The sequence below is a fragment of the Ruminococcus champanellensis 18P13 = JCM 17042 genome, from assembly GCF_000210095.1.
In the GTDB taxonomy this organism is placed as follows: domain Bacteria; phylum Bacillota; class Clostridia; order Oscillospirales; family Ruminococcaceae; genus Ruminococcus_F; species Ruminococcus_F champanellensis.
Map to the genome: position 1 here is coordinate 250,470 of NC_021039.1, position 11,901 is coordinate 262,370.

The following is an 11,901-nucleotide window of genomic DNA, read 5'->3' on the forward strand; positions in this document are numbered from 1 at the left end:
GATACCGGTAAACCCGTACTGCGTATCCCCAGCACGCAGAACATAAAAGACAACACACAAACAAATGGTCACCGAAAGGCAAAGGGCGCAAAAACAGGAGCCTTTCGGCTCCCGTCATACCTCATATGTCCGCAGAATCTCCTCTGCAATTTCCCGCTTGGGCAGCCGCATATCCATAGCCTGCCGCTCTATGTACTTGTGAGCCTCCTGCTCCGACATGCGCAAATAGGAGATCAGCGCACATTTCGCCCGATCCACGATCCGCAGATCCTCGATCTTCTGCTGCAATTTCCGGTTCTCGCAGTACATGCGCTGCATCTTCACGCTTGCCGCCTGTGTCACCTTGATGGCGTTCCAGAACAGCCCCCGGTTCACCGGCTTTGCCACCGTAATGACCCCGCAGTCCTCCACCTTATGGCAGATGGAGTCGAACTGCTCCGCCTTCACCACCAGGATCACCTCACTGGTGGTGTGCAGGGCAATGCTGCAGCTCAGGCTCTCCCCATATTCGTCCGGCAGAGGGGCGTTGATGACGCAGATGTCGTATTCGTACTCCAGCATCCGGCGCCGTGCCTCTCCGGCGGAGGAAACCACCGTCAGATCCTGGATCCCCGCATGCCCCAGCATATCCCGGAAAAAGGCAACGCTCTTTTCTGTTGAGGAGATGATGAGTCCCCGCTCCATGTGGCTCCCTCCTTTCGACTAGCATATTGTTCCACGTGGAACATTCGGCATGAATCGCCTTATAGCTGGTTCCGCTTCCCGGCAAAGTAGTGGGCGCAGATCTTCTCCCCCAGTACCCGGTGTACAAAGTCCGACTGCTCCGCAATGGACAGCGCCTCCCGGAGGCTTGTGGGCAGTTTTTCCAGCTTATCCGTCACGGAAGGGGGCGCCAGGTACAGATTCTCGTTCAGAGGCGGCGCCAGCTCCCGCCTGTCCCGGATGCCCTCCAGCCCGGCGGCGAGGATCAGAGAGAACGCCAGATAGGGGTTCACCATGGGATCCGGAGACCGCAGCTGCATCTGCACCTTGTCCCCGGTGGCAGCCGGCAGCCGGATCAGCTGGGAACGGTTCTGGGGAGACCAGCTGATGTACAGGGGCGCATGGTTGGAGCCAAGCCGGTCATAGGAGTTTGCAATGGGGTTCAGAAATGCGGTCATCTCCGCCGACCGGTGGAGGATGCCTGCCATAAACTGTCTGGATGCTTCACTGCGGCTGGCAAACAGGTTCTGCCCCTCCCGCAGCAGGGTCAGATTCACATGCATGCCGCTGCTGCTCTGATCCGGCAGAGGCTTGGGCAGGAAGCATGCGCTCAGACCGTTCCGGGCGGAAATATTCCGCACCACCGTCTGGAAGGTCAGCAGGTTTTCCGCTGCCGCCAGAGGCTCCGCCGTCTTGAAATCGATCTCGTTCTGTCCGCTGCCCACTTCGTGGTGGGAGGTCTCCGGGGTGATGCCCATCTCCTCCAGGCACAGGCAGATCTCCCGGCGCACATTCTCCCCCTTGTCCAGGGGCGCTACATCGCAGTAGCTGCCGCCGTCCAGGGGAATGGCAGTGGGAGCGCCGTTTTCATCGGTCTTGAACAGGTAGAATTCACACTCGGTACCCATCCGGCAGGCGTAATCCATACTCCTGCACTCCTCCACCACCCGTTTCAGCGTAGCACGGGTATCCGACTCAAAAATACTGCCGTCCGGCCGCTTGATGTCGCAGTAGAACCGGATGACGCCGCCATGCTGGGGACGCCAGGGCAGGGCGGACAGGGTGGAAAGCTCCGGCACCAGGAACAGGTCGGATTCGGTCACGTCGGTGAAGCCCGCAATGGCGCTGGCGTCAAAGGGGATACCCTCGTGATAGGCACGGAGCAGCTCGCTGGGCAGGATCGAAATATTCTTCTGCACCCCGTACAGATCGCAGAACGCAAGGCGGATAAATTTCACATCATTCTCCCGCACAAAGGCGGAGATCTCCTGAATGGTCGGCTTCACCGACAGCACCTCCTGAAAGTCGGGAATACCCCACAGCATCTGTGGGGCATTGCCGTTAGTTCACTGTATACAGCCGCTTGTAGGGGTTCTTGGCGTTGGGGCTCAGCCGGTAAAAGGGCTTTGCCAGAATGGTTTCCACAGAAACCCCGAACAGCTTTGCATAATTCTCGATATAGGGCAGGATCTCCTGGGGGTCTGCCTCCTCCACGCACACCTGGGCTGGCAGATTCGTGGGCTTCACGCTGCTGCGGATCCAGATATGCCCCCCGTGCATACCGGTTCCGGTGAAATTCCCCACCGGCACCTGATCCGTGTCCAGTCCCAGCACGATCATCAGCCCACCGGCAAGATACTCCCCAAGGAAGCTGCCGGTGCTGCCGCCGATGACGATCAAGGGACGCTTTTCCATATACTCCTTCATATGGATCCCTGCCCGGTAGCCTGCGCTGCCCTTGACGTAGATCTCGCCGCCCCGCATAGCATACCCAAGGGCGTCTCCTGCGTTGCCGTGGATCACGATCCTGCCGGCGTTCATGGTATCCCCCACTGCGTCCTGGGCATTGCCCTTGACGATCATGGTAGCGCCGTTCAGATACGCCCCCATGGCGTTGCCCGGGGTGCCGTTGATGGTAATGGTCTTGTCCGCAGCGCCGCAGCCGATGAACCGTTCCCCGAAGCAGTCGTTGATCTGGATCTCTCCGGCGGCATGGCGCACAGCTTCGTTCAGCTTTTCATATCCAAGCTCTTTTGCAGAAAGTGTCATTTCTCACGCCCTCCTAACATAACCTTCCGATCCGCCTGGCTGAACGCCATCAGCTCCGGCTCCCGGCACAGCAGGTCAAAGTCCACGCTGCGCAGGGGGGTGCGGTTGCGGATCATTGCGGTGTAAATGCCTGCCCGGTGGATATCCCCGATGAGGATATAGCCGCACAGCCGGTCGTTCTCGTAAAACAGCTCCTTAAAGCCGGTGCCGTCGTCCTGTACAAAGGTTTCCCCGTGATAGGAACCGGCGGTCATCATATGAAGCCCGAACAGACCGATGGAGTTCATGGGAATGGCAGTGTCAAACACCGCCTCCTGCCCTGCCATATTCGCCCCGGCGCATGCCCCCTGCATATAGGCGTTGGGCAGCAGTGCCATGATCTTGATCTGCTGCTCGGCGCAGTCCATGCTTTCGGTGCAGTCCCCGGCGGCGTATACCTCCGGCAGGCTGGTGCGCATATGGTCATCCACGGTAATGCCCCTGCCCACTGCGCCTCCTGCATCCTTCACCAGGGCGGTATTGGCACGCACGCCCACCGCCAGTACCAGGCAGTCAAACTCGATCTGCCCGCCGCCGGTGAGGATGGCAGTATTGCCGGAAAATTCCTTCACGCTCTCCCCCAGGAAGAATCGCAGGTCATGCTGCTCCAGGTAATGCTTGATCCTTGCGGAGGCTGCATCGTCCAGAATACTGGACAGCACCCGGGGTGCCAGATCCACCACTGTGATGGACTTGACCGTATCCGCAATGCCCTCGGCGCATTTCAGACCGATCAGCCCTGCGCCGATGATGAGCACCCGGCTCCTGCTGTCGATCATGCCGGACAGACGCTTTGCGTCCTCCAGGGAGCCGAAGGTGGTCTTGTGCTCCACCGTATCCAGCCCCGCCATGGGAGGCACGAAGGGGGAGGAACCGGTGGCAACCAGTACCCTGTCGTAGGATTCGGTACTGCCGTCCGCCAGAAGCACCTGCTTCTGTTCCGGATCCAGCTTTACCACCGTGGTATTGGGCCGGAAGTCGCAGTGCATCTTCTCGTAAAAATCCCGATCCCGGTACAGCATCTTCTCCTCTGTGGTTTTCCCCAGCAGCAGGTAGGAGATCAGCGGCCGGGAGTAGGTGTGATAGGGCTCGGAGGAAAGGATCAGGATCTGTCCTGTCCGGTCGGTTTTCCGAATGGCCTCCACTGCGCCGATGGCTGCGGCGGAGTTGCCGATGATCACATATTTCATACTGACACCTTCCTTTCCTCGCTGTCCTCAAATACAATGGCGCCGTTGGGGCAGCCCTGTACGCAGTTGGGCAATCCGGTGGCAGTGTTCACGCACAGCTCACACTTTTTCACCGCTCCGTTGTCGGAGGGGACGATCGCCCCGTAGGGACATGCAAGAATACAGGTGTAGCAGTGAATACACCGGTCGGAGTTGATGCGGATCACCCCGTCCTTCACGGACAGCGCCCCGGTCAGACAGCTTTTGACGCACAGGGGATCCTCACAGTGGCGGCAGGATACGGCAAAATGCACGCCGTTTTCCTCCTCCACATGGATCCGGGGGCGGATGGTCTGATGCTTCAGGGCAAGCGCCATATTGGGCTTGCCGGTTTCCGCAAATGCACAGTAATATTCACAAAGGTGGCATCCCAGACACCATTCCTCATTTACATATACTCGTTTCATGGGTGTTTCTCCTCTTTTCCTGCAAAATTCGACCATCACTCGCCTGCATGCTTGACGCCAAGGATCTCCAGTTCCCGGTCGGTAAGCCCCACGCCCCGGAGCATCAGCCGGTTGCCCCGGAGGCTCTCGATGGAATTGATGCCCATGCCGCCCATCAGCTCCATCAGCTCATGCCGCCAAGCAGTCACCAGGTTCACCAGCCGCTGATAGCCGATCTCCGGATTCAGCCGCTTCACAAGCTCCGGCCGCTGGGTTGCAATGCCCCAGTTGCACTTGCCGGTCTGACAGCTGCGGCACAGGTGACAGCCCAGAGCAAGAAGCGCCGCCGTACCGATGTACACTGCGTCCGCACCCAGTGCAATGGCCTTGACCATATCGGCGCTGGAGCGGATGCTGCCACCCACCACGATGGAAACGTTGTTCCGGATGCCCTCGTCCCGGAGCCGCTTGTCCACGCTGGCAAGGGCAAGCTCAATGGGAATGCCCACATTGTCCCGGATCCGGGTGGGTGCAGCGCCGGTGCCGCCCCGGAAGCCGTCAATGGCGATGATGTCCGCACCGCTGCGGGCAATGCCGCTGGCAATGGCGGAAATATTGTGAACGGCGGCGATCTTCACGATCACCGGCTTGGTGTAGCCGGTCGCCTCCTTCAGAGAGTATACCAACTGCCGCAGATCCTCGATGGAGTAGATGTCGTGGTGGGGCGCCGGAGAAATGGCGTCGCTGCCCACGGGCACCATACGGGTCTTTGCCACATCCCCCACGATCTTTGCGCCGGGCAGGTGTCCCCCGATGCCGGGCTTTGCACCCTGTCCCATCTTGATCTCGATGGCAGCGCCGCTTTCCAGATAGCCCTTGTGGACGCCGAATCTGCCGGATGCCACCTGCACGATGGTGTTTGCCCCGTACTTGACGAAATCCTCGTGGAGTCCCCCCTCGCCGGTGTTGTACAGGATCCCCAGCTCCTGTGCCGCCCGGGCAAGGGATGCATGGGCGTTGTAGCTGATGGAGCCGTAGCTCATGGCGGAGAACATAATGGGCACGGACAGCTTGATCTGGGGGGACAGGTTATTCACCAGCTCCCCCTTTTCGTCCCGTTGCACCCTGGAGGGCTTTGCCCCTAAGAATACCTTGGTTTCCATCGGCTCCCGGAGGGGATCGATGGGGGGATTGGTCACCTGGGAGGCGTTCAGCAGCAGCTTGTCGAAATACACCGGATAGGGCTCCGGATTGCCCATACTGGACAGGAGCACCCCGCCGGTATTGGCTTGCTTGTAGATCTCCTGGATGGTCTTTCCGCTCCAGTTGGCATTTTCCTTGAAGGTGTGATCGTTCTTGACGATCTTCAGCGCATGGGTGGGACACAGGGTCACGCACCGGTGGCAGTTGACGCATTTTGTCTCGTCGGACAGCATTTTGTCCAGCTCCGCATTGTAGCTGTGCACCTCATTGGCGCACTGCCGCTCACAGACACGGCAGCCGATGCACCGATCCTGATTGCGGACTACTTCATAGTCCGGGTAAAGAAAATTGATAGCCATTACGCCTTACCTCCTTCCAGTGTAACCAGCACGCACTCTCCGCCCCTGGGAGACCATACCTTGTCCAGCTCCGGCTGGATGACCCGGATCGCCGACTCCTCGCTGGCAACGTAGAACATATCGTCCTTCTCGCCCACTACCATGCTCCGGAGCTTCAGCCGGTCGTTCAGCGCCATCATGCCCCCGTTGAAGCCCACCAGAATGGAGAAGGGGCCGGTAATCAACTGGGATGCGAACACATTCCGCAGGTACTCGTGCTTTGCCCGCTCCTGCTCCGGCATGGCCGCAATGGTCTGCCAGAAGGGGGCGGCGATGACGGAACAGATCTCCTGCCAGTTCAGCCCCTGCTTCCGGTGCAGGTAGTCGATGATATAGGCAATGACCTCCGTATCCGTCTGGAGGGTACATTTGTAGCCGTACATTTCAATGGCACGGCGGTTTGCGTCATAGGAGGAAATCTCCCCGTTGTGGACAACCGTGTAATCCAGCAGGGCGAAGGGGTGTGCGCCCCCCCACCAGCCCGGGGTATTGGTGGGATATCTGCCGTGGGCGGTGAAGCAGTAGCCGGCGTATTCGTCCAGCCGGTAGAACCTGCCCACATCCTCCGGGAAGCCCACCGCCTTGAATACGCCCATGTTCTTGCCGCTGGAGAAAACGTAGCTGCCCTTGATCCGGGTGTTGATGTGGAACACGCACTTTGCCACGAATTCCCGTTCATCCAGTTGACTCTCCGCCAGCTTGGTGGGCAGGGGGGTCACGAAATACCGCCAGATCAGAGGCACGTCCGTGATCTGGGGCATTTTCCGGGTGGGGATCTTGGACAGGTTGATGATGTCAAAGTGACGCTCCAGGAACCGCTCGCACTCCTGCTTGGTGGAGCTGTCATCATAGAAAATGTGGAATGCGTAATACTCCTTGTATTCCGGATAGATGCCGTAGGCAGCAAAGCCGCCCCCCAGACCGTTGGAACGGTCATGCATCACTTCAATGGAACGGATGATCTGCTCGCCGTTCATCCGTTTGCCTGATTTTGAAAACATGCCGGATACCGCACAGCCGGACGGGATCCGGACCTCTCCTTCTCTTGGTAAACTCATAGCCGTAACCTCCTTATTGATGCCTGCGCCAGCCGCTCTCCTTCTACGTCCGTGCAGGGATAAGGCAACACCGCACAAAGCCCGCCTGTCGGCTATGCGCAGCATCTGCTGACGAATTTTCCGTCATATCACACAGAAACTCCTTGCAATACGCCAGTATTCCTGCGTCGTTTCTATGCAATCTGACGCAAAATCTGTTGGCACATCTACCACACATTCTTTGTGCGGTGTTGCCATAACAAAAAAGAGCTCATTGCACAGGACACACACCGCCCGAGGGCAGTACGCATGCTGCGCAATGAACTCCTTTGTTCATGCCTCTATTATAAATCCACGAATCTGAAAATGTCAACACCGGAGCACAAATTTCTGCACGATTCGTAGAACTTCGACAAGGAAACCCGGCAAAAAACCGTGCATTTTAGTAATTTTCCATGAATTGAAAAAAAGGTGTTGACAATCCGGCTCCCGGATGCTATAATACAAGCATGAACAGCAAAGGCGCTGTGAACCGATAGGGGTTCGCAGTGCCTTTTTTTATTTGCTGTTCCATTCTTGGTCACAGATATGATGCAGAAAGGAGGCGGACGGCGATGGATCAGACCGATATGCACAGCCTGTTCGGCAGCAAGGTATTCAATGACGCCGTCATGCTGGATCGGCTGCCCCGGGATGTATACCGTGCCCTGCGCAAGACCATGGAAAAGGGCACCCACCTGGAGCTTGACATTGCCAACGTGGTGGCAAGTGCCATGAAGGACTGGGCGGTGGAACAGGGCGCGACCCATTTCACCCACTGGTTCCAGCCCATGACCGGGGTCACCGCCGAAAAGCACGACAGCTTCATTACCCCGGACGGCAGCGGTTCCGTCATTATGGAGTTTTCAGGAAGAGAACTGGTGCGGGGCGAGCCGGACGCCTCCTCCTTCCCCTCCGGCGGCCTGCGGGCAACCTTTGAAGCAAGGGGCTACACCGCCTGGGATCCCACCGCATACGCCTTTATCCGTGGGCATACCTTATATATCCCCACGGTGTTCTGCTCCTACGGGGGCGAGGCGCTGGACAAAAAGACCCCCCTGCTCCGTTCCATGGACGCCATCAACCGACAGGCACTGCGGGTGCTGCGGCTGTTCGGCAATACGAACGCCAGCCGGGTCATCACCACGGTGGGGCCGGAACAGGAATACTTCCTCATTGACCGGAAGCTGTACGAAAAGCGCCGGGATCTGAAATGCTGCGGCAGAACCCTGTTCGGGGCAAGACCCCCCAAGGGGCAGGAGCTTGCGGATCACTACTTCGGCTCCATCCCCCCACGGGTCAGCGCCTTTATGGCGCAGCTAGACCGGGAGCTGTGGCGGCTGGGGGTGCTTGCAAAGACGGAGCACAATGAGGTCGCTCCTGCCCAGCATGAGCTTGCCCCCATTTACACCACAACCAATCTGGCATGCGACCACAACCAGCTGACCATGGAGCTGATGAAAACCGTTGCCGCACAGCATGGCATGGCGTGCCTGCTGCACGAAAAGCCCTTTGCCGGGGTGAACGGCTCCGGCAAGCACAATAACTGGTCGATATCCACGGATACGGGCATGAACCTCCTGGAGCCGGGCGGAACGCCCTACGAAAATGCCCAATTTCTCCTTTTCCTGTGCGCAGTGATCGAGGCTGTGGACGAGTACCAGGATCTGCTCCGGGTCTCGGTTGCCAGCGCCGGGAACGATCACCGGCTGGGCGCCAACGAAGCGCCCCCCGCAATCGTTTCCATGTTCCTGGGGGATGAACTGACGGATATCCTCCACGCCATCGAAAGCGGAACCCTTTATGTGGGCAAGGAACAGGTACAGATGGAGATCGGCGCCACGGTGCTGCCCCACTTCTTCCGGGACGCCACCGACCGGAACCGCACATCTCCCTTTGCCTTTACCGGCAATAAATTTGAATTCCGGATGCTTGGCTCCGCCCAGTCCATTGCCGGCCCCAACACGGTGCTGAACACCATTGTGGCAGACGTGCTTGGGAAGTATGCAGACAGGCTGGAGCACAGCGTACAGTTCCAGAAGGATCTGGACGAGCTGATCCGAACCGTGATCCACGATCACAAGCGGATCATCTTCAACGGCAACAACTACTCCCCCCAGTGGGTGGCAGAGGCGGAACAGCGTGGGCTGACCAATCTGCCCGGCACGCCGGAGGCGCTGCGGACTCTGATCGATCCGAAAAACATCGCCCTGTTTACCCGGCATGGGGTATTCACCGAAGCGGAGGTTCGCTCCCGGTACGCCATCCTGCTGGAGAATTACAGCAAGATCGGGCATATCGAGGCGCTGACCATGATCGACATGGTCAACCAGGAGATCATCCCGGCGGTCGTCACATACCAGAGTCAGTTAGCGCAGTTGGCTGCCAACAAGAAGCTGGCACAATCGGAGGCGTCCATCGCTCTGGAGGACGGGCTTTTGAAAAAGCTCAGCCGCTTGAGCGAATGCCTGGTCAAGCGTACCCAGAGCCTGTCGGACTGCTTGATGGAAATCAAGCCCATCCAGGATCCCTACCAGTTGGCAAGCGCCTACCGGGAACGGATCTACCCCGCCATGACCGAGCTTCGGTGCGTGGCAGACAACCTGGAGCTGATCTGCGGCAGAGATCACTGGCCGCTGCCCTCCTACGGAGATATGCTTTTCTCCATTGAATAAAATATCGGCACAATGGCGTGCATAACCTTACCACCTAAAACGGCGGGTGTTGAGGGTATGTACGCCTTTTTGTATTTGCGGAAAATCCGCAACATCACAGGCTGGCTGCTTGCCGGGATACAAAAGCAGTGTTCTGCACCGGATGTGCAGAAAGAAGGGGGTTTCTATGAATGCTGAAGCAATCTTTGAAGCCGTGGACAAGGAATTATGGGGCGTTTGGTTTCTGATCGGCGCTGCGCTGGTATTCTTTATGCAGTGCGGCTTCGCCATGGTGGAAACCGGCTTCACCCGTGCGAAAAACGCGGGCAACATCATCATGAAGAACCTGATGGACTTCTGTATCGGTACCGTAGTGTTCATCCTCATCGGCTTTGGCTTATTCCTGGGGGAGGATATGGTAGGTCTGATCGGTAAGCCGGGTCTGGATATCTTCACCGCATACGAAAACTTTGACTACTCCAACTTTGTATTCAACCTGGTATTCTGCGCAACCGCCGCAACCATCGTTTCCGGCGCAATGGCAGAGCGTACCAAGTTCCTGTCCTACTGTGTATACTCCGGCGTGATCTCCGCTTTGATCTACCCGGTGGAAGCACACTGGATCTGGGGCGGCGGCTGGCTGGCTCAACTGGGCTTCCACGATTTCGCCGGCTCCACTGCTATCCACATGGTAGGCGGTCTGTCCGCCCTGATCGGCGCCAAGATCCTTGGACCCAGAATCGGCAAATTTGAAACCGACAAGGACGGCAAGGTCACAAAGGTCAACGCAATCCCCGGTCACTCCCTGACCCTGGGCGCTCTGGGCGTGTTCATCCTCTGGTTCGGCTGGTACGGCTTCAACGGCGCTGCTGCCAAGTCCATCGATCAGCTTGGCTCCGTATTTATGGCAACCACCATCGCACCTGCCATCGCAACCGTAACCTGCATGATCTTTACATGGCTCAAGTACGGCAAGCCGGATGTTTCCATGTGTCTGAACGCATCCCTGGCTGGTCTGGTAGGCGTAACCGCTCCCTGCGACGTGGTGGACTGCCTGGGCGCATCCATCATCGGTATCGTTTCCGGTCTGCTGGTGGTATTCGGCGTATGGCTCCTGGACTACAAGCTCCACATCGATGACCCGGTAGGCGCTGTAGCAGTACACTTCTGCAACGGTATCTGGGGCACAGTGGCAGTTGGTCTGTTTGCAAATCCGAAGGTTCCGGGCTACTCCCTGGCAAACGCAGACGGCAAGCAGCTTGCAGGTGTATTCTACGGCGGCGGCTTTGAGCTGTTCGGCTATCAGTTGCTGGGTATGGTTTCCGTTATCGCCTGGACAGCAGTTACCATCACCATCACATTCTTGATTATCAAGCACACCATCGGTCTGCGGGCAAGCCGTCACGAGGAAGTCGTTGGTCTGGATATCACAGAGCACGGTCTGGCATCCTCCTACGCTGACTTTATCCCCACAACACACATTGAAACTACCGCCTCCGGCAAGGAGAAGGAAGTTGCCAACGTAATTCCGGCTGCTCCTGTTGAAAAGTCCGTACCGGTAGAGCATAAGAAGTCCGTCAGCATCGCATCCGATGCAGGCGTAAAGATGACCAAGGTGGATATCATCACCAACATCGAGCGGTTCGACGCCCTCAAGAACGCATTGTACGGCATCGGCATCACCGGTATGACCGTCACCAACGCAATGGGCTGCGGCATGCAGAAGGGCGCAGCGGAGTATTACCGTGGCGTTCCCGTAGAAGCAAGACTGCTGCCCAAGGTTAAGGTGGAAGTGGTCGTATGCAAGGTCCCGGTTGAGACAGTGGTTGAAACCGTAAAGCAGGCATTGTACACCGGCAAGATCGGCGATGGCAAGATCTTCGTTTACGACGTAGAGAATGTACTCAAGGTCAGAACCGGTGAATCCGGCTACGATGCATTGCAGGATGACTAAAGGCGCATCCTGGCCGCACAGTGCGGTATGAATTTGCTGCCCCTTCTATCTCACAGAACGTCTGCACCCTCCGGGGTGTGGGCGTTCTTTTTTCTGTATTTTCGATTGTTTTTCTTCTGCATTACTCTATTTACTTAACCGGATGGGTCACGCAGGACCTCCTTACCGGATGCTTGGGGAGACAACCCAGGGAGTAATCATACTCTATTTA

Annotated in this window: 9 protein-coding genes; 2 read left to right on the forward strand and 7 right to left on the reverse strand. The window is 57.7% G+C overall.

The window, feature by feature from the left end:
• Nucleotides 1–114: 114 nt before the first annotated feature.
• Genes RUM_RS01145 through RUM_RS01175 form a run of 7 tightly spaced genes read right to left on the reverse strand, consistent with a single transcriptional unit; the run spans nucleotide 115 to nucleotide 7,064 of the window.
• The gene (locus RUM_RS01145; protein WP_015557393.1) at nucleotides 115–684 is read right to left on the reverse strand and encodes an ANTAR domain-containing response regulator; all 570 of its coding nucleotides are present in this window, start codon (nucleotides 682–684) and stop codon (nucleotides 115–117) included.
• A 59-nt stretch (nucleotides 685–743) separates the two neighbouring features.
• Nucleotides 744–1,988 (reverse strand): glutamine synthetase family protein, encoded by a 1,245-nt coding sequence (locus RUM_RS01150; RefSeq protein WP_147645529.1) that lies wholly within the window; start codon nucleotides 1,986–1,988, stop codon nucleotides 744–746.
• 55 nt (nucleotides 1,989–2,043) lie between these two features.
• Nucleotides 2,044–2,751, reverse strand: coding sequence for a GltB/FmdC/FwdC-like GXGXG domain-containing protein (locus RUM_RS01155; protein ID WP_015557394.1), 708 nt, complete (start codon nucleotides 2,749–2,751; stop codon nucleotides 2,044–2,046).
• Nucleotides 2,748–3,980 (reverse strand): NAD(P)/FAD-dependent oxidoreductase, encoded by a 1,233-nt coding sequence (locus RUM_RS01160; RefSeq protein ID WP_015557395.1) that lies wholly within the window; start codon nucleotides 3,978–3,980, stop codon nucleotides 2,748–2,750. Before RUM_RS01160 ends, RUM_RS01155 begins: the two co-directional genes overlap by 4 nt.
• The gene (locus RUM_RS01165; protein WP_015557396.1) at nucleotides 3,977–4,426 is read right to left on the reverse strand and encodes a 4Fe-4S dicluster domain-containing protein; all 450 of its coding nucleotides are present in this window, start codon (nucleotides 4,424–4,426) and stop codon (nucleotides 3,977–3,979) included. Before RUM_RS01165 ends, RUM_RS01160 begins: the two co-directional genes overlap by 4 nt.
• Nucleotides 4,427–4,461: 35 nt before the next feature.
• A complete protein-coding gene (locus RUM_RS01170; RefSeq protein ID WP_015557397.1) occupies nucleotides 4,462–5,967 on the reverse strand; it encodes a glutamate synthase-related protein in 1,506 nt (501 codons plus the stop codon).
• The gene (locus RUM_RS01175) at nucleotides 5,967–7,064 is read right to left on the reverse strand and encodes a class II glutamine amidotransferase (RefSeq protein WP_015557398.1); all 1,098 of its coding nucleotides are present in this window, start codon (nucleotides 7,062–7,064) and stop codon (nucleotides 5,967–5,969) included. Before RUM_RS01175 ends, RUM_RS01170 begins: the two co-directional genes overlap by 1 nt.
• A 593-nt stretch (nucleotides 7,065–7,657) precedes the next feature.
• Here RUM_RS01175 and RUM_RS01180 point away from each other — a divergent pair.
• Together RUM_RS01180 and RUM_RS01185 are read left to right on the forward strand one after the other, a co-directional pair.
• Nucleotides 7,658–9,757 (forward strand): glutamine synthetase III family protein, encoded by a 2,100-nt coding sequence (locus RUM_RS01180; RefSeq protein WP_015557399.1) that lies wholly within the window; start codon nucleotides 7,658–7,660, stop codon nucleotides 9,755–9,757.
• Nucleotides 9,758–9,923: 166 nt separating this feature from the next.
• A complete protein-coding gene (locus tag RUM_RS01185; protein WP_015557401.1) occupies nucleotides 9,924–11,690 on the forward strand; it encodes an ammonium transporter in 1,767 nt (588 codons plus the stop codon).
• The last annotated feature ends 211 nt before the right edge of the window (nucleotides 11,691–11,901 follow it).

Coding starts and splice junctions, on each gene's coding strand:
- RUM_RS01165 (WP_015557396.1), bottom strand. CDS start 4,426: ATGAAACGAGTATATGTAAATGAGGAATGGTGTCTGGGATGCCACCTT.
- RUM_RS01155 (WP_015557394.1), bottom strand. CDS start 2,751: ATGACACTTTCTGCAAAAGAGCTTGGATATGAAAAGCTGAACGAAGCT.
- RUM_RS01160 (WP_015557395.1), bottom strand. CDS start 3,980: ATGAAATATGTGATCATCGGCAACTCCGCCGCAGCCATCGGCGCAGTG.
- RUM_RS01185 (WP_015557401.1), top strand. CDS start 9,924: ATGAATGCTGAAGCAATCTTTGAAGCCGTGGACAAGGAATTATGGGGC.
- RUM_RS01175 (WP_015557398.1), bottom strand. CDS start 7,064: ATGAGTTTACCAAGAGAAGGAGAGGTCCGGATCCCGTCCGGCTGTGCG.
- RUM_RS01180 (WP_015557399.1), top strand. CDS start 7,658: ATGGATCAGACCGATATGCACAGCCTGTTCGGCAGCAAGGTATTCAAT.
- RUM_RS01170 (WP_015557397.1), bottom strand. CDS start 5,967: ATGGCTATCAATTTTCTTTACCCGGACTATGAAGTAGTCCGCAATCAG.
- RUM_RS01145 (WP_015557393.1), bottom strand. CDS start 684: ATGGAGCGGGGACTCATCATCTCCTCAACAGAAAAGAGCGTTGCCTTT.